At 40.8% G+C, this 26313-nt stretch carries 25 protein-coding genes; 8 read left to right on the forward strand and 17 right to left on the reverse strand.

Annotation, left to right across the window (positions count from 1 at the left end; genetic code table 11):
• Window positions 1-30: 30 nt before the first annotated feature.
• The 13 genes from lpxA to rpsB all read right to left on the reverse strand — a co-directional run bounded on the left by lpxA (window position 31) and on the right by rpsB (window position 13321).
• On the reverse strand, window positions 31-828 hold the full coding sequence (gene lpxA / locus M1E86_RS15330; protein WP_125890281.1) for an acyl-ACP--UDP-N-acetylglucosamine O-acyltransferase: 798 nt from the start codon (window positions 826-828) through the stop codon (window positions 31-33).
• Between the two features lies 1 nt (window position 829).
• Window positions 830-1282, reverse strand: a complete 453-nt coding sequence (gene fabZ, locus M1E86_RS15335) for a 3-hydroxyacyl-ACP dehydratase FabZ (RefSeq protein ID WP_004257450.1) — start codon at window positions 1280-1282, stop codon at window positions 830-832.
• Window positions 1283-1410: 128 nt separating this feature from the next.
• Entirely contained in the window at window positions 1411-2448 is a 1038-nt protein-coding gene (gene lpxD / locus M1E86_RS15340) for a UDP-3-O-(3-hydroxymyristoyl)glucosamine N-acyltransferase (RefSeq protein WP_125890282.1), read from the reverse strand.
• A gap of 3 nt (window positions 2449-2451) precedes the next feature.
• A complete protein-coding gene (gene skp / locus M1E86_RS15345; RefSeq protein WP_125890283.1) occupies window positions 2452-2946 on the reverse strand; it encodes a molecular chaperone Skp in 495 nt (164 codons plus the stop codon).
• An 89-nt stretch (window positions 2947-3035) separates the two neighbouring features.
• On the reverse strand, window positions 3036-5450 hold the full coding sequence (gene bamA / locus M1E86_RS15350; RefSeq protein WP_213913021.1) for an outer membrane protein assembly factor BamA: 2415 nt from the start codon (window positions 5448-5450) through the stop codon (window positions 3036-3038).
• Window positions 5451-5492: 42 nt separating this feature from the next.
• Window positions 5493-6845, reverse strand: a complete 1353-nt coding sequence (gene rseP, locus M1E86_RS15355) for a sigma E protease regulator RseP (RefSeq protein ID WP_102139932.1) — start codon at window positions 6843-6845, stop codon at window positions 5493-5495.
• An 8-nt stretch (window positions 6846-6853) separates the two neighbouring features.
• The gene (gene cdsA, locus M1E86_RS15360) at window positions 6854-7714 is read right to left on the reverse strand and encodes a phosphatidate cytidylyltransferase (RefSeq protein ID WP_125890286.1); all 861 of its coding nucleotides are present in this window, start codon (window positions 7712-7714) and stop codon (window positions 6854-6856) included.
• 9 nt (window positions 7715-7723) lie between these two features.
• Complete coding sequence (gene uppS, locus M1E86_RS15365) at window positions 7724-8479, reverse strand: polyprenyl diphosphate synthase (RefSeq protein WP_213913022.1); 756 nt, start codon at window positions 8477-8479, stop codon at window positions 7724-7726.
• A 186-nt stretch (window positions 8480-8665) separates the two neighbouring features.
• The gene (gene ispC, locus M1E86_RS15370; RefSeq protein ID WP_125890288.1) at window positions 8666-9859 is read right to left on the reverse strand and encodes a 1-deoxy-D-xylulose-5-phosphate reductoisomerase; all 1194 of its coding nucleotides are present in this window, start codon (window positions 9857-9859) and stop codon (window positions 8666-8668) included.
• A 149-nt stretch (window positions 9860-10008) separates the two neighbouring features.
• Entirely contained in the window at window positions 10009-10566 is a 558-nt protein-coding gene (gene frr, locus M1E86_RS15375; protein ID WP_125890289.1) for a ribosome recycling factor, read from the reverse strand.
• A 110-nt stretch (window positions 10567-10676) separates the two neighbouring features.
• Window positions 10677-11405, reverse strand: a complete 729-nt coding sequence (gene pyrH / locus M1E86_RS15380; protein WP_004257499.1) for a UMP kinase — start codon at window positions 11403-11405, stop codon at window positions 10677-10679.
• Window positions 11406-11601: 196 nt separating this feature from the next.
• The gene (gene tsf, locus M1E86_RS15385) at window positions 11602-12453 is read right to left on the reverse strand and encodes a translation elongation factor Ts (RefSeq protein ID WP_213913023.1); all 852 of its coding nucleotides are present in this window, start codon (window positions 12451-12453) and stop codon (window positions 11602-11604) included.
• 142 nt (window positions 12454-12595) lie between these two features.
• Entirely contained in the window at window positions 12596-13321 is a 726-nt protein-coding gene (gene rpsB / locus M1E86_RS15390; protein WP_004257504.1) for a 30S ribosomal protein S2, read from the reverse strand.
• Window positions 13322-13974: 653 nt separating this feature from the next.
• Between rpsB and map the strand changes: the two genes are divergently transcribed.
• The 4 genes from map (at window position 13975) to M1E86_RS15410 (ending at window position 19206) form a co-directional block, all read left to right on the forward strand.
• Entirely contained in the window at window positions 13975-14772 is a 798-nt protein-coding gene (gene map, locus M1E86_RS15395; RefSeq protein ID WP_166264459.1) for a type I methionyl aminopeptidase, read from the forward strand.
• A 108-nt stretch (window positions 14773-14880) separates the two neighbouring features.
• On the forward strand, window positions 14881-17517 hold the full coding sequence (gene glnD, locus M1E86_RS15400) for a bifunctional uridylyltransferase/uridylyl-removing protein GlnD (RefSeq protein WP_213913024.1): 2637 nt from the start codon (window positions 14881-14883) through the stop codon (window positions 17515-17517).
• 62 nt (window positions 17518-17579) lie between these two features.
• Complete coding sequence (gene dapD / locus M1E86_RS15405; protein ID WP_213913025.1) at window positions 17580-18407, forward strand: 2,3,4,5-tetrahydropyridine-2,6-dicarboxylate N-succinyltransferase; 828 nt, start codon at window positions 17580-17582, stop codon at window positions 18405-18407.
• Window positions 18408-18825: 418 nt separating this feature from the next.
• On the forward strand, window positions 18826-19206 hold the full coding sequence (locus M1E86_RS15410; protein WP_004908747.1) for a DUF3461 family protein: 381 nt from the start codon (window positions 18826-18828) through the stop codon (window positions 19204-19206).
• A gap of 86 nt (window positions 19207-19292) precedes the next feature.
• Here the strand turns inward: M1E86_RS15410 and M1E86_RS15415 are convergent, their stop codons facing one another.
• The 3 genes from M1E86_RS15415 to M1E86_RS15425 are packed head-to-tail and all read right to left on the reverse strand — an operon-like array spanning window position 19293 to window position 20868.
• Window positions 19293-19745 (reverse strand): flavodoxin, encoded by a 453-nt coding sequence (locus tag M1E86_RS15415; RefSeq protein WP_319862124.1) that lies wholly within the window; start codon window positions 19743-19745, stop codon window positions 19293-19295.
• Between the two features lie 21 nt (window positions 19746-19766).
• Complete coding sequence (gene truC, locus M1E86_RS15420) at window positions 19767-20525, reverse strand: tRNA pseudouridine(65) synthase TruC (RefSeq protein ID WP_213913027.1); 759 nt, start codon at window positions 20523-20525, stop codon at window positions 19767-19769.
• Between the two features lie 7 nt (window positions 20526-20532).
• Window positions 20533-20868, reverse strand: coding sequence for a YqcC family protein (locus M1E86_RS15425; protein ID WP_125890295.1), 336 nt, complete (start codon window positions 20866-20868; stop codon window positions 20533-20535).
• Window positions 20869-21120: 252 nt separating this feature from the next.
• Between M1E86_RS15425 and M1E86_RS15430 the strand changes: the two genes are divergently transcribed.
• Entirely contained in the window at window positions 21121-22017 is an 897-nt protein-coding gene (locus M1E86_RS15430) for a DUF535 family protein (protein WP_213913028.1), read from the forward strand.
• A gap of 476 nt (window positions 22018-22493) precedes the next feature.
• On the opposite strand, the gene syd is transcribed toward M1E86_RS15430, so the two are convergent.
• Window positions 22494-23054: a SecY-interacting protein gene (gene syd, locus M1E86_RS15435; protein ID WP_213913029.1), complete on the reverse strand. Its 561-nt coding sequence runs from the start codon at window positions 23052-23054 to the stop codon at window positions 22494-22496.
• A 147-nt stretch (window positions 23055-23201) separates the two neighbouring features.
• Here syd and queF point away from each other — a divergent pair, with 147 nt between their 5' ends.
• The 3 genes from queF to xni all read left to right on the forward strand — a co-directional run bounded on the left by queF (window position 23202) and on the right by xni (window position 26273).
• On the forward strand, window positions 23202-24047 hold the full coding sequence (queF, locus tag M1E86_RS15440) for an NADPH-dependent 7-cyano-7-deazaguanine reductase QueF (RefSeq protein WP_213913030.1): 846 nt from the start codon (window positions 23202-23204) through the stop codon (window positions 24045-24047).
• A gap of 85 nt (window positions 24048-24132) precedes the next feature.
• A complete protein-coding gene (gene ppnN, locus M1E86_RS15445; RefSeq protein WP_102139946.1) occupies window positions 24133-25500 on the forward strand; it encodes a nucleotide 5'-monophosphate nucleosidase PpnN in 1368 nt (455 codons plus the stop codon).
• A gap of 17 nt (window positions 25501-25517) precedes the next feature.
• Entirely contained in the window at window positions 25518-26273 is a 756-nt protein-coding gene (gene xni / locus M1E86_RS15450) for a flap endonuclease Xni (protein ID WP_213913031.1), read from the forward strand.
• Window positions 26274-26313 lie beyond the last annotated feature (40 nt).

Raw genomic sequence — 26313 nt, forward strand, 5'->3', positions numbered from 1 at the left:
TATTAAAGGCCTCGATTCATTAATACTAAATTAACGAATAATACCACGTTTAGACTGCGCAGAATCCTCTAAGAAATCACTAAACACTTTCACGTGTTCATTGGATTTTGCCATTTCTGCGATTTCTTCACGGGCTTCTTCTAACGATTTACCTGAACGATACAACACCTTGTATGCATTACGGATAGCATGTAGTGATTCTTTTTCAAAACCACGGCGTTTTAAACCTTCAAGATTTAAACCAAATGGTGTCGCGTGGTTACCTTGTGCAATGACATAAGGCGGCACGTCTTGTGCAACACCAGAACAACCACCGACCATAACATGGGCACCAATTTTACAGAATTGGTGAACTGCGGTCATACCACCAATAATGGCATAATCACCCAGTGTTACATGGCCACCTAGCGTACCGTTATTTGCAATAATACAACGGTTTCCAATGATACAATCATGGGCAATGTGCACATTCACCATCAGTAAATTGTCGTTGCCCACTTTTGTCAGGCCAACATCTTGAACGGTACCACGGTGAATAGTGACACTTTCGCGAATACGGTTTCTATCCCCGATTTCAACTCGCGTTGGTTCACCTTGGTATTTAAGATCTTGGTTAATTTCACCGATGGAAGCGAACTGGAAAATCACATTGTCACGGCCTATTTTTGTATGACCATTAACGACAACATGAGATTTCAACTCAGTACCTTCGCCAATTTCGACATTCGCGCCAATATAGCAAAAAGGGCCAATTTGAACATTGGCACCGATGATAGCGCCATCTTCTACGATAGAAGATGGATGAATATAGGCTGTATTATCAATCATATCAGACCTCACGGCGACGGGCGCACATCATTTCTGCTTCGCAGGCCACTTCTCCATCAACTTTAGCAACACCTTTAAAACGTGCAACTCCACGACGTTCTTTGATAAATTCAACTTCTAAGACCATTTGGTCCCCAGGCAGAACTGGACGTTTAAAACGCGCATTGTCTATCGCTGCAAAATAGTACAACTCACCAGGCTCTAATTTCCCAACGCTTTTAAACGCAAGGATCCCTGTTGCTTGTGCCATGGCTTCTAAAATTAATACGCCTGGAAAAATCGGTTTGCTTGGGAAATGTCCTTGGAAAAATGGCTCGTTAAATGACACATTTTTCACTGCACGCAATGATTTGCCTTTTTCAAAATCTAATACACGGTCAACCAAAAGGAACGGGTAACGGTGTGGAAGCAGTTCTAAGATTTCTTCTATATTCAGAGTATGATTATCACTCATCGAAATACTCTTCCTGTCTATTAATACGGTTTAATTAATGAATCGGCCTGCTTTAACCTTAGATTAGGTTAACTGGCAGGCCGGAAAACGTAACTCAGATAACTATTTTAGCCTGAATTACAAAATGATTACTGATTTTTTTGATTTTGGCTATCTAATTCACGCTCGACATGTTTCAGTCGCTTATTCATCTCATTGATATTTAAGACTAAAGCAGCTGTTTTACGCCAAGATTTATTAGGCTGTAAAGGGATCCCCGAAGAATACACTCCCGGTTCAGTGATAGGTCTCATGACCATCCCCATTCCTGTTACTGTGACCTTATCGCAAATTTCCATATGGCCGTTGATGACACTAGCACCACCAATCATACAGTAGCGGCCGATTTTTAAACTACCCGCCATGATAACACCTCCAGCAACTGCGGTATTATCACCAATTATGACATTATGTGCAATTTGGCACTGGTTATCGATAATAACCCCATTACCAATCACTGTGTTATCTAAAGCACCGCGGTCAATGGTCGTGCTCGCACCGATCTCAACACGATCGCCGATGATCACTGTGCCTAATTGAGGAATTTTGACCCAATTACCACGATCATTCGCATAGCCGAAACCATCAGAGCCAATTACTGTGCCAGATTGAACCAAACAGTGTTCGCCAATCTCAACATTGTGGTATACGCTAACATTCGCCCACAAACGGGTTCCTGTACCAATACGCGTATTTTTGCCCACAAAACAACCTGCGCCAATCACCACATTATCGCCAAGCTCAACACCACTTTCGATAACGGCATTTGCGCCAATTGCGACATTCTTACCAAGTTTTGCATCATCAGCAATGACCGCTGATGCATGGATATCTTCAGCCGGACTTGGCGTTGTATCCATTATTTGAGCCATTTTCGCATAAGCCAGATACGGGTTATCAACAACCAGTGCTGCAACTTTGCAGGCTTCGAGATCTTTTGCTGTGAGAACCACCGCTGCAGCTTGGCAATCAGCCAATTTATCACTATAACGACTATCAGATAGAAAAGTAATCTGTTGATTATTCGCTGAATGCATTGGAGCAATACCGGTGATGGTAATATCACCATCACCGTGTAATTGCGCATTCAACTGCTGAGCAAGGTCAGCCAATCGAATTGAAGACATCTATTATTTAACCTGTTTTTGAACCTGACTTGTAATGTCAACGCTATCTTTTGCATAAGCTACTGCATTTGCATCGATAACGACATCATAGCCTTCTTTAGCTGCAACAGACTTAATAGAGTTCTGAATACGAGTTAAAATTTTAGCACGCTCTTCGCCTTGACGACGACGGTTGTCTTCTTCAAATTTTTGAGCTTTTTCAGCAAATTGATCACGTTTAGTCATGAGTTCAGATTCAAGCTTTTCGCGCTCACTTTGTTTCATTGTTGCACCATCACGGCGCAATTTTTCAACACGAGTTTGCAAATCTTTCTCTAGATTTTGTAACTCAGTCGCACGGCTTTTGAATTCACTTTCAAGCTGTTTAGCAACGGCTTCACGCGCAGGCATATTTTGGAAAATTTCACCGACATTGACGATAGCGATTTTCTCAGCATAAGCCCCCGCAGACATTGCTAAAGCAATACTCACACCCGCTGCACACAACAATTTTTTCACACTAAACTCCTTAACCCATACGTATGGCTGGAAATTTTGGTTGCTCCCACAAAATTATGGGAGCCATCATAAGTAGAAACTGTAGTAGATTACCACGTTCTACCAATATTAAATTGGAACTGTTCTGATTTATCCCCTTCGTAGTCCTTAATCGGCTGCGCATAAGAGAAGACCAGTGGTCCAAGTGGGGACATCCATTGTAAAGCCACACCCGTAGACACTCGAACGTTAGATGCCTTACCATAGTCAGGCATACCTGCACGCCAAGCTGCTGGGATACTATTCCAATTCGTGTCCCATACCGTACCCGCATCAACGAACAAAGATGTACGAACTGAGTTCGAATATTTTTCATCAATAAATGGAGTCGGAGTGATTAATTCAAATGATGCTGCGTACATCGCATTACCACCGACCGCATCACTGGATGGGCTTCCCGGCTCAGGACCATCTTTTCCATTCACTTTCTTCAGGTAAACTGCTTTTGGACCGATATTATTCGAACGGAAACCACGAATGGTGCTTGAACCACCCGCATAGAAGTTTTCATAGAATGGCATTTGCTTACTACCAATACCATCACCATAACCTGCTTGTGCGCGTCCCAGAACAACCCAACTTTCGTCTTCATCCAGTGGGTAATACTGTGCTGTATCAAAGCGCAGTTTATAGTATTCGTTATCAGAGCCAGGTATTGTCACTTTAGCCGAGACGTTTGTTTTATTACCCGATGTCGGGAAGAAACCACGATTCAACGAGTTATAAGTCCAACCTAAGTTTAACGTAAAGTCATCCGCATCAAAGCTTTCTTTATTGCGTCCATCTGTTGTAACTGGTGGATTTTTACCCATAGAATCAAGGTAATCCCACATAGCAGCTTGAGCACGCATATCTGAAAGTCGGTTATGAACATAACCCGCACCGAGACGGAAAGAGTTATTTTCATTGAATGGGAAGCTTAAGAAACTGTCTAAACCATACGTTTTGTTGTTATAGCCTGACAAGTCTGCATCTTTTGCACTAAAGTCGTTATAGAAAATACGACCGCCTAAGCTCACACCATTAACCGTGAAGTACGGGTCAGTAAATGAGAATTCAACGTTAGTTGAGTAATCATTTTTACTTGCGTTAATACCAACCGCGTTACCTGTACCCAACCAGTTATCTTGTGTAACCCCAACTTGGAAGCTCACACCACTTTCAGTACCAAAACCGATACCGAAGTTCATTGAACCAGTATTACGCTCTTTAACCTTGTAGATAACATCAACTTGGTCAGGGCTACCAGGAACACGTTGAGTTTCAACATCAACCGTTTCAAAGTAACCAGTACGATTCAAACGTTCTTTACCCAGTTCAACAAGGTCATTTCCGAGCCATGCGCCTTCCATTTGACGCATTTCACGGCGTAAAACGGTATCTTTACTGGTGTCATTACCTTGGAAACGGATTTCACGTACATAGAAACGGTTACCTGCATCAATATTTAAATGCAATTTAACTGTTTTATCTGCATCGTTGATTTCAGGTTGTGTCATGACTCGAGGATACGCATAACCATAACGGCCAAACATATCTTTGATTTTGTTTTCCATGCTCGTCACTTGAGCACCGTTATATAATTCTCCCGGTGTGATAGTGATAAGTTCTTGGATTTCGGATAAGTGTTCCGCTGTATTACCATTAACCTCGACGCCAGATATTTTATATTGATCGCCTTCAGTGATGTTAATCGTAATATAAATGCCTTTTTTGTCTGGGGTCAGACTGACTTGCGTGGAGTCAATGTTAAAACGTGCATATCCGCGATCAAGATAAAAACTGCGCAGCGTTTCTAAGTCACCCGCCAGTTTTTGCTTCTGATATTTTTGGTCTGCAGCCAGGTTCCACCAAGGTACATCATCACGCAATTGCAGCTTATTAACTAATTCTGCTGTGGTGTAATTCTTATTACCCACAATATTAATTTGCTGAATTTGAGCTGAAACACCTTCAGAGAAAACAAATTTTAAATCCACACGATTACGCGGCAAAGGTGTTACAACAGCTTTTACTGTTGCATTATATTTACCAACGCTATAGTAAAAGTCTTCTAAACCTTTTTCGATATTCGCAATTGTCGTGCGGTCAAGTGCCTCACCAACGCGGATATTCGAAGCTTCCAAGTTCTGCTTGAGCATATCATCTTTAACAGACTTATTACCTGTAAAGGTGATACTGGCAATCGTTGGTCGTTCTTTTACTTGAACGATCAGCGTGTTTCCATCACGCAGGACCCTAACATCTTCGAAGTTACCGGTTGAAAATAGGGAACGGATCGAACGGCTGATATCATCGTTATCAACTGAATCGCCAACCCTAACTGGCATGTTCAATAATGCTGCACCAACGGCGACGCGTTGTAGACCTTCGAAACGAATGTCTTTAACTACGAATCCGTCTGAACCGTATGCAGTGGCGCTGCCGAAAAGCAGCGACGCTATGAGCAACTTTTTCATCGCCATCGTTGTTATGCGTATTCCTTACTGGTCCCCAGCTTATAAAAATTAGAAGCGAGAGAAATCATTAAAAAGTGCAAGTCCCATTAACAGAATCAATGCCATTGCACCTATCCGAAAACTAAAGTCTTGTACTCGCTCAGACACTGGACTTCCTTTAATTTTTTCAATTAATAAGAAGAGCAAGTGCCCCCCATCTAAAACAGGCAATGGAAACAGATTGATGATACCTAAATTGACACTAATAAGCGCAATAAACATCAAATAATATACCAAGCCTGACTCGGCGGATACCCCCGCACCTTTAGCGATAGATATCGGACCGCTCAAGTTATTGAGTTTGACATCCCCAACAACCAGTTTACCCATCATATTGACCGTCAACTTCATTAATTGCCACGTCTTATCACTGGCTTGGTAAAACGCAGAAAATGGCCCATATTGTTGCACCATTTTATATTCATCTGCTAACGGTAACACTGAAAGTTCTACACCTGCAAACCCAATTTTCTCCCCACGCTGTCCATTCTGGCTATCTGGGGTCAGTGTGAGTGAAATCAATTGTTGTGACCGCTGTACTTCAAGTTTTAACGGGACGCCTGGGTTATTACGAATAATGCGTGTAACTGGGTTCCAAAGACCTAATACTTCCCCATTAACACTGACTATTCTGTCGCCTTTCTGTAAGCCGGCTCGTTCACCAGCTAACCCTTGCGTCACCTTTTGGATAACGGGGTCAATCCTTGCAGAAACCGGCATTATACCTACCGACAAAATTGGATCTTGTTTCTCAGGATCAAGCTGCCAAGTCGTTAAATCAACTGTTTTTGTAATCGGCTCATTATAACCATTTGGTAATACTTGAGCTGTCAGTTCACGGTCGCCTATTTTGCCAACCAATGCTAAACGAACTGAATTCCAGTCAGGAGTTTCGATGCCATCAATGGATTTTAGTTCCATTTTTGGTTCAAAATTTGCAGTTGCCGCAATAGAACCTGGTTTTACGTCTTCAATGATAGGTTTTACGGAAGGAATACCTATCATAAAGACTATCCAATAGACAACAATTGCTAACAAAAAGTTCGCAATTGGCCCAGCACTAATAATGGCCGCTCGTTGACCTACAGTTTTATTATTAAACGCTTGATGGCGACGTTCAGGAGAGACGCTCCCCACTCGCTCATCAAGCATTTTGACATACCCCCCTAGCGGGATCATTGCCAAAACAAATTCAGTGCCATGTTTATCGACTTTGCGCCATAACGTTTTGCCAAACCCAATAGAGAAACGTTCAACATAAACACCACAACGACGAGCAACCCAGTAGTGGCCGAACTCGTGCACTGTAATTAACACGCCTATCGCGATAATAAATGCAACTAAACTCCAAATAAATCCCATGTATCTTCCTAAAGACCAAAACCGTTAAAAATTAACAAATTTAGCCCAGCAAAAACAGGAATTGCTGCTGTCAGGCTATCAATACGATCCAAGATACCGCCATGTCCAGGAATTAAGTGGCTACTATCTTTAATACCTGATTGGCGCTTAAACATACTTTCGGTTAAATCACCAAACACAGATACTATAACAACAATAATTGAAGTCACTAGCAAATAATCAGGCATCACAGGGATTGGCGCAAAGGCACTAAATAACCATGAAATTACCCCTGCAGTTATAAGGCCACCAATTAAACCTTCCCATGTTTTACCTGGTGATACCTTAGGGGCCATTTTGTTGCGTCCGATAGTTCGACCAAATGCATAAGCACCTGAATCCGCGCCCCAAACCAGCAACATGACATACAATAACCACCAAGCACCGAAGAATGTATCACTTTGATAACCAACGGTTCTTAAAACCATCATCCCACAATAGAACGGGATAATTGTTAACACGCCAAATAGCAATCGAATAATGACGGACTTACCCCATGCTGCAGAAGCAGGATAGGTAACCACTAAAATAATGGCAATTCCCCACCAAATAAGGCCTGCCCATAGGCCATACAGGATCATAGGTTCAGTAGAAAACTGATTTATATCGGAAATAGAAAATTGCATTGCGAGTAATATTGCAGTAAAAACAACCGCTAAGCCTATACGCTTAGCTTGTGAATGCCAGCCGACAAATTGCGCCCATTCCCAAGCGCCTAAAGCACAAACCGCAATCACAACAAACCCAAAATTCGCTGGAGAAAGTAAAAACAGCGCTGCAATAACAATCGGTATTAAGACTATCGCAGTAAGCAAACGATATTTCAGCACATCTTTCCCCTATTCTTTGCCCAGTTCATCATCTGATTCAGCTCCACCATAACGGCGCTCACGCTGACTAAAAGCATCAACTGCACTTTGAAACACCATTTCATCAAAATCTGGCCACAAAACGTTGGTGAAATAAAATTCCGCATAAGCGACTTGCCATAAGAGGAAGTTGCTAATACGGTGCTCCCCCCCCGTTCTTATGACTAAATCGACATTCTCTTGGTCATGCATACAAATATGGTTATCAATACTTTCTTCATTGATGTCATCAATAGAAAGCTCACCACTTTGAACCTTTGCAAATACTTGTTTTACACTGTTACTAATATCCCAGCGGCCACCATAATTCGCAGCAATATTCAGTTTTAGCCCAGTATTGTTTTGCGTTAATGCTTCCGCCTTATCAATTCTTTTTCTGAGACGTTCACTAAAACGGTTCACATCACCAATGACTTTTAGTTTTACATTGTTTTTATGTAAGTTTTTAACTTCATTATCAAGAGCAAAAACAAAGAGTTCCATTAAAGAACTCACTTCTTTCTCTGGCCTTCTCCAGTTTTCACTACTAAAGGCATACAATGTCAGCGAACTAATTTTATTTTTTACCGCAAAGCGTACAGAATTACGGACAGACTCAACGCCTGCCTTATGACCTGAAATTCTAAGTTTCCCTCTTTGTTTCGCCCATCGGCCATTACCATCCATAATGATAGCAACATGCTTAGGCATCATTGAATCAGAGAGATTTTCACCACTAGAGTTCATTAAATATTAATCCTTGTGAGTACCACTTTGAGTATACAGACCAATAATAACTACTATTATTGAATTTGCTGATAAGACACATCCTTAAATCTCTAAGCGATACCATGTTGTTTTTCTTTTTTTAAACACGTCACATATTAAAGAGTTATTATGGCTATCAGCAACTAAATAAAACACATACCAGTTCTAAATTGTCTGAGCGATTATTTTTTCTGCATTTTTACGCGCCCATCCGTCGATTTCTAAGACCTCTTCAATCGAAACTGGTTCAGAAAAAACTTGGTTTTCTAATACATTGTGGTTGATTTTGGCGATATCCGTAAAGCGTATTTTACCTTCAAGAAATGCGGCAACGGTCATTTCATTAGCACCATTAAGTACAGTTGTCGCGGCTTGTCCTTGATGACAGGCATCGATTGCAAGCTTCAAGCAAGGATAACGTTGATAGTCAGGCTGAACAAACGTTAATGATGAAAGTGTTGCAAAATCAAGCGGTTTTGCGCCAGATACGATACGCTGGGGATAAGCCATGCTGTATGAAATCGGTGTACGCATATCTGGCGTCCCCAACTGGGCTATCACGCTACCATCTTGATACCGAACCATGGAATGAATAACAGATTGAGGATGGATAATCACTTCCATTTGCTCGGCGCTCGCATTAAAAAAATAGCAAGCCTCAATATATTCTAGCCCTTTATTCATCATTGTCGCTGAATCGACTGATATTTTTCGCCCCATTGACCAATTTGGGTGGTTACACGCTTCATCAGGTGTAACATTATCAAAATGCGATAACGGGGTATCCCTAAATGGGCCGCCTGAACCGGTTAATACGATGCTCGAAATACCCGATGCAGACAAATCAGAGAATCCTAAATTTAATTGAATAATTTCAGGTAAACTTTGGAAGATAGCATTATGCTCACTATCAATAGGAAACACAGTTGCATTGTGCTTGCGAATCTCATTAAAGAATAAACGGCCACTGGTAATTAAAGACTCTTTATTCGCTAATAATATTCTTTTACCTTTGCGTATTGCTGCTAAAGTAGGAAGTAAACCGGCAACCCCGGTAATTGCTGACATCACTTGGTCTGCATCATCAAGGCCAGCAAGGTCAATTGCAGCTTGTTTTCCTGATAAAACTTCAGTTTTACAATTATTCTCTGTCAAAATAGTTTTTAACGCTTTTGCAGATGGTTCATCCGCCATTGAGGCATATTTCGGATTAAACTCAAGGCACTGTTTCGCCATTTCAGCGACATTCTTTCCTGCCACTAAAGCAATAATTTGAAATTTTTCGGGATTTTGGCGAACAACAGAAAGTGTATTGGTACCAATTGAACCTGTAGAACCCAGGATTGTCAGACGTTTCATAGTGATTGGTTACTCTGTATTAATTCAATACTGAGATTATATCAGCTTAATGATTAGAAAAGATTTATTAATAGATATGAAAATAATAAAGCCACGCTAGCGCACACTTTTACAGTTGTTTGCTTTGGTGGCTTTATTATCATGATGGATTAAAACTCCATCAGCTCCGCTTCTTTTTGCGCTAATGACTCATCAACTTTCTTGATGTAGTTATCAGTCAGCTTTTGGATATCATCCTGTGAACGACGCTCATCATCTTCACTGATTTCTTTATCTTTCAGTAAAGCTTTTACTTTATCGTTAGCATCACGGCGCACGTTACGAACAGCAATACGGCCTTGTTCTGCCTCACCACGAACCACTTTAATTAAGTCTTTACGACGCTCTTCCGTTAATGGAGGAAGAGGAACACGGATCACGGTACCCGCTGATGATGGGTTCAGACCTAAGTCAGATGCCATAATCGCTTTTTCAATCGCAGGTGACATGCTGCGGTCAAAAACAGAAATCGCTAATGTGCGTGAATCTTCAACAGTGACGTTTGCTAATTGGCGCAGAGGCGTTGCTGAACCATAATATTCAACAGTAATACCATCTAACAGACTTGGGGATGCACGGCCTGTACGAACTTTACTAATTTGGTTTTTGAATGCTTCAAGGCTCTTTTCCATACGGTCTTGAGCATCTTTTTGGATTTCATTAATCACGTTTTCAACCCTTAAGAACTGGTTATTAAAGGCCGCGATGCGGCCTCGCTTAAATAGTCTGAATTTATATGCTAGATAATACATTTAAACTCAGGTCATGTCTCTGAGTATTAATTGTGAGAAATCAGAGTTCCTTCATTTTCGCCCATAACTACGCGTCGTAAAGCGCCTGGCTTATTCATATTGAATACGCGAATCGGTAAGTTATGGTCACGTGCTAATGTGAACGCAGCCAAGTCCATCACTTTAAGTTCACGCTCTAAAACTTCTTGGTAACTCAGATTTTCATAAAGGACCGCATCTGGGTCCTTAGCAGGGTCTGCTGAATACACACCATCAACTTTTGTCGCTTTTAATACAACATCCGCTTCAATTTCAATGCCACGTAGACACGCAGCAGAGTCTGTTGTAAAAAATGGGTTGCCTGTTCCTGCAGAAAAAATAACAACACGGCCGTGACGTAACAAGCTAATAGCTTCTGCCCAGCTATAGTTATCACAGACACCGTTAAGTGGAATTGCAGACATCAGTCTTGCATTCACATAGGCGCGATGTAATGCATCACGCATTGCGAGTCCGTTCATCACAGTTGCTAGCATTCCCATGTGGTCTCCGACAACACGGTTCATGCCTGCTTGTGCCAAACCAGCACCACGAAACAGGTTACCACCGCCAATAACGACACCGACCTGTATACCCAGTTCTATGAGTTCTTTGATTTCCTGAGCCATACGATCTAAAACGCTAGCATCGATACCAAAACCTTCTGCGCCTTGTAAGGCTTCGCCACTTAGCTTAAGCAGGATACGCTGATAAACGGGTTTTGCATTGGTTGCCATGGTGTTCTGTCCTAACAGAGATTTATTGGGGTAACATACGTAGAATTATAGAATTCTACATACCTAAATTTTTAATGAGTTTAAATACAATGTTTTTATACACAATGAATTCTAGCGCTATTTATGTAAGTGACATAAACATCGATGGGAATAGACGTATATAAAACAGAGCCGCCAATTGGCGGCCCTTAGTTGATTACTTGCTCATTGCAGCAACTTCTGCTGCAAAGTCAGTTTCAACTTTTTCGATACCTTCACCAACTTCAAAACGAAGGAAACCAGAAACTGTAGCACCTTTCTCTTTCAGTAAGTCACCAACAGATTTGCTTGGGTCCATTACGAAAGGCTGGCCAGTCAGAGAGATTTCGCCAGTGAATTTGTTCATGCGACCGATAACCATTTTTTCAGCGATTTCGCGTGGTTTACCCGATTGCATAGCGATGTCTAACTGGATTTGGTGCTCGTGAGCAACAACATCAGCAGGGACATCATCTGGAGTCACATATTCAGGTTTGCTTGCAGCGATGTGCATAGCAATGTGTTTCAGTAATTCTTCGTCAGCACCTTCAGCTGCAACTAAAACACCAATACGTGCACCGTGCAGGTAGCTACCTACTTGTGCGCCTTCCAGAATAGCAACGCGACGAATATTGATGTTTTCACCAATTTTCGCAACTAATGTTGTACGAGCTTCTTCGAATTTTGCTTTCAGCGCTTCGATATCCGCATTTTTGTCAGCGACAACAGAAGCTAAAACTTCTTTACCGAATGCTATGAAACCTGCATCTTTAGCAACGAAGTCAGTTTCGCAGTTCAGCTCAACCAGAGCACCTGTTTTACCACCGTTGAAAACTTCAGTCAGGATAACACCTTCAGCTGCAACGCGACCTGCTTTTTTAGCCGCTTTTGCTTGACCTGATTTACGCATGTTATCAATTGCTAATTCGATGTCACCATTAGCTTCAACAAGTGCTTTTTTACATTCCATCATACCTGCGCCAGTACGTTCGCGCAGTTCTTTTACCAATGCAGCGGTAATTCCAGACATGTGATTTATTCCTCGATATTCCCCGTGGGAATATTCCCCACGTGGATAGTTCTGATTCATATATAAAAGGGGCCTAAATCAGGCCCCTTCTAACATATAGCAGTACCTGTATAGCAATACCTAAATAAGGGTTTAAACCTTATTATTCAGCTTCTACTAAGCTTTCTTCTGCTTGAACAGCCAGATCTTGTGAACGACCTTCACGAACGGTGCTTGCTACAGCGCCCAGATACAGTTTGATTGCACGGATTGCATCATCGTTACCAGGGATAACGAAGTCGATACCGTCTGGATCAGAGTTAGTATCAACGATAGCAAATACTGGGATACCCAAGTTGTTTGCTTCTTTAATAGCGATGTGTTCGTGGTCTGCATCGATAACGAACAGAGCGTCAGGTAAACCGCCCATATCTTTGATACCGCCTAAGCTGTTTTCTAACTTACCAAGTTCACGAGTACGCATCAGCGCTTCTTTCTTAGTCAGTTTGTCGAAAGTACCGTCTTGTGATTGAACTTCTAAATCTTTCAGACGTTTGATTGACTGACGAACGGTTTTCCAGTTAGTCAACATTCCGCCTAACCAACGGTGGTTAACGAAATACTGATCACAGCTGTTAGCAGCTTCTTGAACGGCTTCGCTTGCAGCACGTTTAGTACCGACAAACAGAATTTTGCCTTTACGAGAAGCAATTTTAGTCAACTCAGCCAGAGCTTCGTTGAACATTGGAACAGTTTTTTCCAGGTTGATGATATGAACTTTGTTACGCGCACCGAAAATGAAAGGTTTCATTTTTGGGTTCCAGTAACGAGTCTGGTGACCAAAGTGTACGCCTGCTTGTAACATATCGCGCATGGAAACAGTTGCCATTTAATACCTCTGTATTTAAGTAATTGGGGTTATGCCTCCACAAATCCCATGCTACCGACTCCAAAGCTGCGTTAAAACGCATAAGAGCACCCCGGTGCACGTGTCGATTTGTGTGTGTTATTACACAATTGAGTTTTAAGTTTCGCACATCCAAACTTTCATCATAAGCCACTTCATCTTGATGCCATAAAATGACACTTCGATGATGCTGATAAGAAATAATATGGATTGCCGGCGCGCTTTATACCATAAAACCAACTTAGAAGCCAACTTTTGTTGTTTTTTTCGTTCACAAAAATGCCTAAAAATGGATTTAATTTAAAGCGATTCGCCTGAGCAATATTTAACCATCACTCAGGCTAATTATAGTCACTTTTTGACAAGATAAAAAAGCCTTATTTTTATTATGCCATTCTCAATGGCCTTCGTGATTATTTTGCATTTTGTGCTATTAAAAGCTCAAAATGAACAAACTCCGTACCGTTCCTTATCTACTATGCAGCGACTTCGACTTTCGGATCCACTCGATAGCTAGTTGGCAGAAAATGTGGTGGCTGTTACCATATATCTTATCGAGGTAAAATGGGCTCCCTATTTTCCCCCCTCTTTTTAACATGCCATCAAATCAATGTTGGCATGAATGGACTAAATTCATGGCTATTATTATCAAAACTGAAGAAGATATTCAGAAAATGCGAGTTGCTGGTCGCTTAGCAGCAGAAGTATTAGAAATGATTGCACCGCACGTTGTGCCGGGTGTTAGTACAGGTGAATTAGACCGCCTATGTCATCAACACATTGTTGATGTGCAGAAAGCTATCCCTGCATGTTTGGATTATCACGGTTTTCCTAAATCTGTTTGTATTTCCGTGAATGATGTCATCTGCCACGGTATTCCTAGCGACGATAAAATTTTGAAAGATGGCGATATTGTCAATATCGATGTCACTGTTATTAAAGAGGGTTTCCATGGCGATACCTCCAAAATGTTTATCGTTGGTAAACCGACAATTCAAGGCGAACGCCTTTGCCAAGTCACCCTAGACAGCTTGTATTTAGCTATCCGTATGGTTAAACCGGGTATTCGCTTACGTACCCTGGGCAAAGCAATTCAAGAATTTGTCGAAAAACAAGATTTCTCAGTTGTGCGTGAATATTGCGGCCACGGCATTGGGCAAGGTTTCCATGAAGAGCCACAAGTTCTGCACTATGACGCTGATGACAGTGGCGTAGTCCTGCAAAAAGGGATGACTTTTACCATTGAGCCAATGGTCAACACGGGTGATCACCGCATTCGTACCATGAAAGATGGCTGGACAGTTAAAACCAAAGACCGCGGTTGGTCAGCGCAATATGAGCACACATTAGTCGTAACAGATAACGGCTGTGAAATACTCACACTCCGTAAAGAAGAAGAGCCCTTTATCTCTGCGGTATTAGTTAACGAATAATCTTCTTCTTAGAGCCTTTTTAATCGAAGGCTCTACCTCTGTTCATTTTTATCAAAAAACCGTAAGCTGGTAGCTAACCCCTATTGCTATCAATACGGAAAGATAAAGATGACAGCCAATTCAGCTTCCTACCTATCTCCGAATCAATTTAGTCCTCATGACCTCGAATTGAATTCATTAAGACAACATGTCGATGATTTCGACCAATGGTTGGAAGAGGCTTTCAACCAAGGTAAAAATGTTGCCGACCTTATTCACTTGCGAAGTGATTACCTTGATGCGTTACTAACTCGATTATGGCAATCTTTTAAATTTGATAAGCAGCCCGATATGTCACTGATCGCCGTTGGGGGTTATGGGCGCCATGAACTACATCCACTTTCTGACATTGATATTTTAGTTTTAAGTAAAAACCCCCTTCCAGAACACATCGCTAGCGAAATAGGGCAATTTATCACGCTCTTGTGGGATTTGCGGTTTGATATCGGCCACAGTGTTCGTTCCCTTGCTGAATGTATTGAAGCCGGAAATGCGGATCTAACCACCGCAACTAACCTCATTGAATCACGGTTAATTTGTGGTGATGTCACTCTGTTTTTACGATTACAAAAAACCATTTTTAGCGATGGTTTTTGGCCTTCTGCCGTCTTTTTTGCCGCAAAAATTGAAGAGCAACAAGAGCGTCATCAACGCTTCCATAGCACCAGCTATAATTTAGAACCTGATATTAAAAGTAGCCCTGGGGGATTGCGAGATATCCATACCTTACTGTGGGTCGGACGACGCCATTTTGGTGCAACTACCGTCGATGAAATGGTAGGCTTTGGCTTTCTCACTGAAGAAGAGCGCCAAGAACTCAAAGAGTGCTTAATGTTTTTATGGAAAATTCGCTTTGCACTCCATTTAGTGGTGAAACGCCATGATAATCGACTGCTATTTGACCGCCAGTTTAGTGTGGCTCGCTTACTGGGTTATGAAGGCGAAAAAAACCAACCCGTTGAACGGATGATGAAAGATTTCTATCGCGTCACTCGCCGTGTTCGAGAACTTAATCAAATGTTATTGCAGTTATTTGATGAAGCTATTTTAACACTTAACCCCAACGAAAAGCCCCGCACTATTGATTCACTATTCCAATTACGCGGGTCATTGATTGACGTTATTGATGAAGAGTTATTTATTAAGCAGCCAGCCGCCATTTTAAAAATGTTTTATCAAATGGCTCGCTATCCAAATATTACAGGGATCTATTCCACCACATTGCGTCAGCTTCGTTATGCACGCCGCAACCTTTCAGTGCCACTATGCGAAATCCCTGAAGCCCGAAAACTGTTTATTAAAATTTTACGCCATCCCAGAGCAATCAAAGGGGCTTTTGTCCCTATGCACCTTCACAGTGTATTAAGTGCCTACACTCCATTATGGGGCAATATCGTTGGTCAAATGCAATTCGACCTATTTCATGCGTATACCGTTGATGAACACACGATCCGCGTACTGCAAAAAATTGATAGTTTTACATTAGAAGAAAACCGCCGAGATCACCCTCTTTGTGTCAGTGTTTACCCCAAGTTATTGCATCCCGAACTTTTACGATTAGCTGCGATTTTCCATGATATCGCTAAAGGCCGCTCAGGGGATCACTCTGATCTCGGCTCTGAGTTTGTTTATGATTTCGCCTTACTGCATGATTTTTCTGTCAAAGAAGCTGAATTGGCTTCCTGGTTGGTAAAAAATCACTTATTAATGTCAGTGACAGCTCAACGACGCGATATTCAGGACCCTGATATTATCAAGCAATTTGCAGGAGAAGTTAAAACTGTTGCACGGCTTAACTACTTGATGTGTTTAACAGTTGCAGATATTTGTGCCACAAATAGCACGCTATGGAATAGCTGGAAACAAAGTTTAATTCGTGAGCTATTTTTATCGACAGAACACCAGTTAAATCAAGGCATGCAAAGTACCCCTGACTTACGCGAACGCATTCGTCATCACCGTTATCAAGCTTTATCATTACTGCGCCAATCATCCATCGATGAAGAGAAACTACAAAACTTATGGTCTCGCTGCCATGCTGATTATTTTTTACGTCATACGCCATCCCAATTAGCATGGCATGCTAAGCACTTACTGGCCCACGACTTGAGCCAGCCATTGGTGTTAATCAGCACGCAACCTAAGCATGGCGGAACCGAAATTTTTATTTGGTGCCATGATAAACCCCATTTATTTGCAGCTGTTGCCAGCGAATTAGATCGGCGAAATTTAAGCATTCATAGCGCTCAAATTTTCACCAATAAAGACAATATGGCCATGGATACCTTCATCGTACTGGAACCTAACGGTAGCCCTCTATCCAAAGACAGATACGACCATATCCGAAAAATGTTGTTATTAGCCGTACAGCAACCTGAAATTTCACTGCCTAAGTCGCGTACCTTACCGTCAAAATTACGTCACTTTACTGTGCCAACAAAAGTGAATTTCCTGCATTCCACTAACGAACGTCGCACTTATATGGAGCTGTTCGCTTTGGATCAACCGGGGTTATTGGCTCGTATCGGTCATATTTTTGCGCAAATGGAAATTTCGCTATATGGCGCACGCATCACGACAATTGGCGAAAAAGTAGAAGATTTCTTTGTCTTAGCAGATAAAGATCACAAGGCCTTGACTAAAAATATGCAACAAGAGTTATCAGAAAGGTTGACAGAAACCCTAAAATCGAAGGATAAAATATAGCGTTCATCACATTTTTATGGTGAACGTTCACTTTTAGGTCATTTAAGAGGAAAACACAATCAATGCAGCATTTACAAGCGATCATTGAACAAGCGTTCGAAGAGCGAGCCAATATCACACCAAATACCGTATCAAGTTCGGTAAAGCAAGCCGTGCTAGATACCATAGCATTACTCGACAACGGAAAATTACGTGTCGCTGAAAAAATTGCTGGTGTTTGGGTTACCCACCAATGGCTGAAAAAAGCAGTTTTATTATCATTTCGCATTCAAGATAACCAAGTCATTGACGGTGCAGAAAGCCGTTATTTCGATAAAGTCCCGATGAAATTTGCAGATTATGACCAAGCTCGCTTCGAGAAAGAAGGCTTCCGAGTTGTTCCCCCTGCCGCGGTACGTAAAGGCGCTTATATTGCTAAAAATAGCGTATTAATGCCGTCATATGTCAACATTGGTGCCTACGTTGATGAGGGCTCGATGGTGGATACGTGGGCAACCGTTGGCTCATGTGCACAGATTGGTAAAAACGTGCATTTATCTGGTGGTGTAGGGATCGGTGGTGTACTCGAACCATTACAAGCCAACCCAACGATTATTGAAGACAATTGCTTTATTGGTGCTCGTTCTGAAGTCGTTGAAGGGGTAATTGTTGAAGAGGGTTCCGTCATTTCAATGGGCGTTTATTTGGGGCAAAGCACCAAAATCTATGACCGTGAAACGGGTGAAATCCATTATGGCCGAGTCCCTGCTGGCTCCGTAGTTGTTTCGGGTAATCTACCATCTAAAGATGGTCGTTATAGCCTGTATTGCGCAGTCATTGTCAAGAAAGTCGATGAAAAAACCCGCGGTAAAGTAGGCATTAATGAATTATTACGAACCATTGATGAATAGTTAACCCTTTATAATCTCACGCCAAACCTGTTACTGGTTTTTATAATAAGCTTTTATGTGAGCGACGGTAATTAGGTTAAAAAACCAAAGCTATCCCGAATCGCATACCCCCGTATGCAACTCGGGTGGCCATATCAGTGTTACCTTTTAATATTAGCGCATTAATTGCAAAGAGAAGTTTGTCAATTTCTACAAATCGCGCATAATATATCCGTGGCTTTTGCCGTTTACCTTTAATAAAACTGTATTATTTTATTTTTCATTATAATGATGCTGTTTGTGTAATAACATCATTCTATCTATCATCCAAACGAGTGGAATAGATAACTTATTAACGAGAAATAGACCGATATTGTTACGGCCTGCTCACACTATCACTTTGTTTACCGACTCTGTCTCTACAGTAAAGCGAGCTAACATGTACGATAATTTGAAAAGTTTAGGCATCAGTAACCCTCAAGACATCGACCGCTACACCTTACGCCAAGAAGCGAATAATGACATTTTAAAAATATATTTTCGCAAAGATAAAGGTGAGTTTTTCGCTAAAAGTGTAAAATTCAAATACCCACGCCAGCGTAAAACTATTGCTGACGGTAATAATAATTTCAAAGAAATTAATGAAATTAACACTAACCTGCGTTATGCCATCGAAGAACTAGACCAAATTTGCCAAACAGATCAAACTGATATTGATTTAAAACACAAAATTCTTGATGACTTACGCCATCTTGAACACGTGGTTTCAAATAAGATCGCAGAAATTGAAGCGGATCTAGAAAAACTGACCCGTAAATAATTTACAGGTGAAATGATTAATTTACTGCGCCGTAGCACTGCCAATATTTATCATTAATATAGGTAATACTACGGTGCAGACATTTTTTAGAGCAGCTCTGCCCACGCTTCAATCCAAGGCTTAGCAAACTCCTCAGGAACATCCACCTCAATTGCATCAATAAATAAAATATCACCAATACGGGTCGCTGATTGTTCAGCTAACAACTCATCAAAACGAATACCGGCCCCACAAAAGCTTTCATAGCTGCTATCGCCTAAAGCAATTAAGCCATAACGCAAGTCAGGTTGATAACCGACAACATCTTTGATTTCACTATATAACGGAGCGATAGTGTCCGGTAAATCTCCTTGCCCTGTCGACGAGGTAACAATAAGCGCAATTTCATTGCCTGAATTATAAAGTTGCCAATCGTTCAAGGTGGGCTCATCAAAAACAACCACTTCATGCCCTAGCTGCTCTAAAATTTCTTGTGCTGTTTCTGCAACAGCTAAAGAGTTACCGTAGACAGTTCCAACAAAAATGCCTATTTTTGACATAACTTTCCCTCTATTTTATAGTTAACTTGATGAGTTAATAACGTTTATCCCTAATTTTTCAACTTTGCCTGACCATCCAAATTGCTCAATTAATGACAACCATTGTGTATCCCATGTGGCAACCAACGATATATTTTCTTTTGTTATTGGGTGGTTTAAATTTAATAAGCTGGCATGTAACATCAAGCGCGATACTGAAAAATGCGTATTCACGCCTCTATTTTGGCGTAAGTCGCCATGCTTGCTATCTCCAATAATAGGATGGCGAAGGTGAGACATATGCCTTCTCAATTGATGTTTACGACCAGTTTCAGGTTTTAATTCAACCAAACTAAATCTTGATGTTTCATATCGCCCAATCGCAATGGGACATTCAACTGTTGCTATCGGTTTACAGTGGGTAACACACTCCTGCAAAACAGGCTCACGTGATGCATGCTTATCCGCAATTTTATCTAACTCTTCTAACAACGGATAATCGATGGTTTGCTCTTCAGTTAAATAGCCACGAACAATGGCATGATACACTTTTTCTAACTGATGGTTTTCAAATTGAGCCGACAACAGCCTTGCAACCTCACTCGATAATGCAAAAAGTAATATACCTGAGGTTGGCCTATCTAAGCGATGAATGGGATAAACATACTGGCCAATTTGGTCACGTAATGTTTGCATCACAAAGACGGTTTCTTTACTGTCCAGCCAACTGCGATGCACTAGCATCCCCGCGGGCTTATTCACAGCCACCATATACTCATCGTGATAAATAATTTCCAGCATCAATAAATTACCCGTGGGTCTTTGTTGAGAAAAAACCATCTAATTCACGCAAATAATCAATAATTAGGGTGTATTGTTCTTCTTCATCATGCTTATAAGCTTCTTCAAAATAAGGAGCAACCGCAAAGTTAGTTGGCAGCGTCGCCCCTTGCTCAATTAACATTTGCAGGCGGGGGATCAAAATCCACTGTAGCCACTCTATCGCCTCCATCGTGTCAATACAAAAAGGCTCTACACTATTAAAAGCGTCTGGCAAAGGCGGTTGCTCCCTCCAAAGAGATTTTAATTTCATTTCCTCTTCTAAGTGACGAAGCTTCTCAATGATACGTTGTTCAATATTCATACTTAAACTCATTTAGTAATAGCAATGGCAAATATACGATATTTTGTATAACAATTCTGTCGAATAAATGGGGTTAAAAATGAGTAAATACAAGCTGATTCATTTTCCTTATCTATAATTATTATCGCGACCATTAAGCTAACAACTCATTTAATAAATTCTGTTTATGTTTCGTTGCAGATAACACATGTAAAATTAAATGTTTTATCAATTTATAACTTACAAAATAATTAACAGCAAAATGGTTTATTTATGGGACGACTAAAACAGTGGCGCAAGGAAAATAAAGTCTGGAAAGCTTTAAACTCTAACTATATTGAATTAAAAAGAAAAATACGCATTTCAAAGCTACCTTCGTCACAATATCAGCATTATCAATTTATGTGTCAAAACTACCGTAGTGCTCAGTTTTCTTCCGTTATTGAAGGCGTTCCTCACTTCATTGAGCGCCCAATCAATAAATACCTACATAAAAATTGGAATGGAAAACAAAAATTATTAACTGCCAGCTACACGCTAAATTTAATTGAAACCACATTTAAACCTGAAGCGCTTGAAGCGATGTTTTGTGCTAAGCGCCAAGGGCTTAATGTAGCCAACATTGAATTAAAATCAGGAGAATTTGCTCAATTAACATTGATTTATTCTCAATATCCTCGGGAAGGTGATCTCACCTTACACTTGAGAAATGAAACGGGTGACGATATTTATTTAATGAGTTTTTCCTTTGGCCCTGAAGGACAATTGTATGTGTGCTCTTTACAAGGCCCTTCCACTGAACAAAGTGTCGACCAAGTTAGGTTGATAACTAAGCAGATGCACGGAATGAGACCGAAAAACTTATTAATGTCCGCGGTTTATGCAGTAGCAACCTTCTTTCAGGCCAAATCAATATTAGGGATTTCAAACCAGTGCCATATTAAGAGCCAGCATTTGAAATCAAGCTACGATACGTTTTGGCAAGAATGTAGTGCAAAGAAAACACCTGATGGTTGGTTCCAATTACCCATTCAAGAACCAGTACGAGACATTGAGTCAGTGAAAAGCCAGCGTCGTGCTGAATTTCGCCGCCGAGAAGCACTACGCGATACCATGACCCAAGATATTATTGCCTCGTTAACCGAAAACTCAACCAGGGCAATGCATTGATTTTTAACAAGTTAAATTACCATTGATACTTTTCTATCTCTCTACTGTAATAAACGCATAACTAAAAAAGCCAGTCAACCGAAGCTGACTGGCTCATACTTTAAAATTTACGCATCCTGCAAATGACTTCCCGTCATTCAACATCCTGTTGATTAAAACAAATTTATAGATTCGTCACCTAGTCGCGTTCCATCGCTTTGTTTTAAACAATTTTTACACCTTATATTAAGCATTAAGGTATAAAAAGCTAAACGAGTTTACCCTGTCCAGCGAGATAAGAATGCATTAAATGTATTAATGAAACAACCTAGCAAAATAAACAATAATACGGTGAAAATACCTACAAATCACAAACCAGATAGTAACGCCATGAAATTAAAAGTTAAATAATTATCATTACAATATAAAGATCGTTTTTTAAGAGATGACTTAGCTCAATTGTAGGCATTTGCTTACACAAAACCACTTCAAAATACTTACCCCTGAGGTTCAATGACAACCACTAGTTCATCGAGAAAACTTGTTAAATTCGAAGAAAGTACACGCCTTTCCTGACTACCAAATTTTTCTAATATAATTTCCCCCGTGAGATTACACATTGAAATCATTTCAATCTCTGATTCTAAAGTCGCAATGAACAGCGTGGGGGATAGTTTTAAGCGCTTCTGAGTGACTAAATGGCCAATTAAATTTTCTTGCAAACGGATGAAATCATCTTCATTCCATACCTGCACTAAACTCAGCGTAATATCTCGAAATGTGGCTTTCATATCACCAGCAAGTTGTGTCGTATAAAAAGCATGGATGTCATCTTGTAAATTGATTTCCAATGCTGTCGCGACTTTGTCTAAGTTCGCATCCTTTATTGGGAATGGCTGAGGCTCCCAATAAACCCAGTTTTCACCTGTACGGACAATACATGGAGATGGAACACCATAGAGATCTGTTGAGGCAGGAGGTAAACCCGTTTGTTGGTGCCACTGCGAAATATATTTGTGAGTAAAATTTTGTAGAGCGACAGAGTGTGATGTATTCATAGTTATGCGTTTTTTGTAGCCAATTTAAAGAGAAAGGCGTCAATGTAGTAGATAAATGGTATTATGACAGAAGTTTGCAAATGAAGAAAACATCCCAATTTTTTACCTGTAAGCCTCATTTTAAGTTTATGAAGTATAAGGACCCCTATGTCACACTACCAGAATAATCCCGCACTTAATAATTTAACACTTGGGAAGAAAACGACGTACCATGACCGATATGATGCCACATTATTGCAAGCCGTCCCTCGTAGTTTAAATCGAGATCCTTTAGCCATTCACGCTAAGGCGCTTCCGTTTCACGGTGCCGATATTTGGACAATGTATGAGCTTTCATGGCTAAATCAGCGTGGTGTTCCTCAGGTAGCAATAGGTTCGGTTAGTGTTGATGCAAATAGCGAAAATTTAATTGAATCAAAAAGTTTTAAGCTTTATCTAAACAGTTTTAACCAAACACGTTTTGAAACTTGGGAAAATGTGCGAAGCGCTTTGCAAAATGATTTAAGCCACTGTGCTAATGGCCAAGTAAGCGTTACACTCCATAAATTAGCCCATTTTTCTCATCAACCTATCCAGCCATTACTTGGCGAATGTATTGATGAGCAAGAAATTGATATTGATAATTATGAGTTTAATCGAGACTATTTGGCGAATTGTACCCAGCAACAGGTTGTCGACGAAACGTTAGTAAGCCATTTATTAAAATCAAACTGCTTAATTACCAATCAACCTGACTGGGGCTCTGTGCAAATCCACTATCGTGGGCCAAAAATTGATCGCGAAGCTTTATTGCGTTATTTAGTTTCATTTCGTCATCATAATGAATTTCACGAACAGTGCGTTGAACGCATTTTCACTGACATTATGCAATTGTGTAAACCTGAAAAATTAAGTGTTTACGCACGCTATACTCGCCGTGGAGGGCTTGATATAAACCCATGGCGTAGTAATGAAGAATTTAAGCCTGAATTAGGTCGTTTATCACGGCAATAAGTGACATATAGTTGAAAAATAAATGTAATTAATGCATTTACAGTACAATCACATATCAAGAACCCATTGGGTAAAGGAGTACTACTTGATTACTCACATCAGTCCATTAGGATCTATGGATCTACTCTCTCAACTTGAAGTTGATATGCTAAAACGCACGGCCAGTAGCGATTTGTACCAATTATTTAGGAATTGCTCTTTAGCCGTTTTGCATTCAGGCAGCTTAACCGATAGCAGTAAAGAGCTTTTAGAAAAAAGTAAAGATTTTGATATCAACGTATTACGTCGTGAGCGCGGCGTTAAGCTCGAACTTATCGAGCCACCAGAAAAAGCCTTCGTTGATGGTAAAATCATCCGCACCTTACAAGCAAACCTGTTTGCCGTATTACGTGACATTTTATTCGTACATGCGCAAATTACACATGCCAAAGAGCGATTTAATCTAGACCTCGAAAATGGCACCCACATCACCAACATGATTTTCTCCATCTTGCGTAATGCTCGCGCACTGCACATTGATGAAGACCCAAGTATGATTGTTTGCTGGGGTGGCCACTCAATTAATGAAATTGAATACCTATATGGTCGTAAGGTCGGTAACGAACTTGGCTTACGTGAACTCAATATCTGTACAGGTTGTGGTCCCGGAGCTATGGAAGCACCAATGAAAGGTGCTGCTGTTGGCCATGCCCAACAACAATACAAAAATAGCCGTTTTATCGGCTTAACTGAACCTTCAATTATTGCGGCTGAGCCACCAAACCCATTAGTGAACGAGCTCATCATTATGCCTGATATCGAAAAACGTTTAGAGGCATTCGTTCGATTAGGTCATGGGATTATTATCTTCCCTGGCGGTGTCGGTACAGCTGAAGAGTTGCTTTATTTACTTGGTATCTTGATGGATCCAGCTAACAGTGAACAAGTTCTGCCATTGATTTTAACGGGTCCAAAAGAAAGTGCTGAATACTTTGAAGTATTAGACGATTTTATTCGTCACACTTTAGGTGATGAAGCCAGCAAGCATTACCAAATTATTATTGATGATGCTCCAGAAGTTGCTCGTGTGATGAAACGTAGCATGCCACAAGTTAAAGAAAATCGCCGTAGCACTGGTGATGCCTATAGCTTCAACTGGTCGATCAAAATTGCTCACGATTTACAGCATCCATTCGAACCAACGCATGAAAATATGGCGTCACTGAACCTACACCCAGGACAAGCACCTGAAAAATTGGCTTCAGATTTACGTCGTGCTTTCTCCGGTATTGTCGCTGGTAACGTGAAAGAAGTTGGTATGAAAGCCATCGAAAAACATGGCCCATTCAAAATTCACGGTGATAGTGAGCTAATGAAGCGTATGGATGTGTTATTACAAGGCTTCGTTGAACAACATCGTATGAAATTACCGGGTGGTACTGCATACGAACCTTGCTATGAAATCGTGAAATAAATAATGATGGCGTATTTATGATCCATTTATTAATTATTGATGCATTAAACTTAATACGCCGGATCCACGCGGTGCAAGGAAGCCCATGTGGAGAAACTTGTTTATCTGCAATAGCGCAGTTGATCACCCATACAGAGGCCACACACATTGTCGCTGTGTTTGATGAAGAAGGACGTCATCAAAGCTGGCGCCATGAAAAGCTGCCTGATTATAAAGCTGGCCGACAACCTATGCCTGAAGATTTGCATGCCGAACTCCCTGCATTAACCGCTTTATTTAAAGAAAAAGGGATTCACTGCTGGCAGTCTGAAGGGGATGAAGCTGATGACTTAGCCGCAACCTTAGCAACACGCATTGCGGGCTCTGGTCATACGGTTACCATCGTGTCCACAGATAAAGGTTATTGCCAACTCCTTTCTCCTAACTTAAGAATTCGTGACTATTTTCAAAAGCGCTGGCTTGATATCCCCTTTATCGAGAAAGAATTTGGTGTTTCTCCTGAGCAACTCCCTGATTATTGGGGACTCGCAGGGATCAGTAGCAGTAAGGTTCCTGGGGTTGCAGGTATTGGCCCCAAAAGTGCCACAACCTTATTGCAGCAATACCATTCTATTGAAAATATATTTGCTAATTTAGATAAACTTGAAGAAAAGTGGCAGAAAAAACTCATCAATCAACAGGAAATGGCATTGATTTGTCGAGATATTGCAACTTTAAGAACCGATATCGCGTTACAAGGAAATTTGAATCAGCTACGTTATAGAACCAACTAATATATACAAGAAGGCCACTTAATTAGTGGCCCTTCTTATT

Origin of the sequence: Providencia sp. PROV200 (assembly GCF_049901995.1) — a bacterium.
GTDB lineage: Bacteria > Pseudomonadota > Gammaproteobacteria > Enterobacterales > Enterobacteriaceae > Providencia > Providencia rettgeri_E.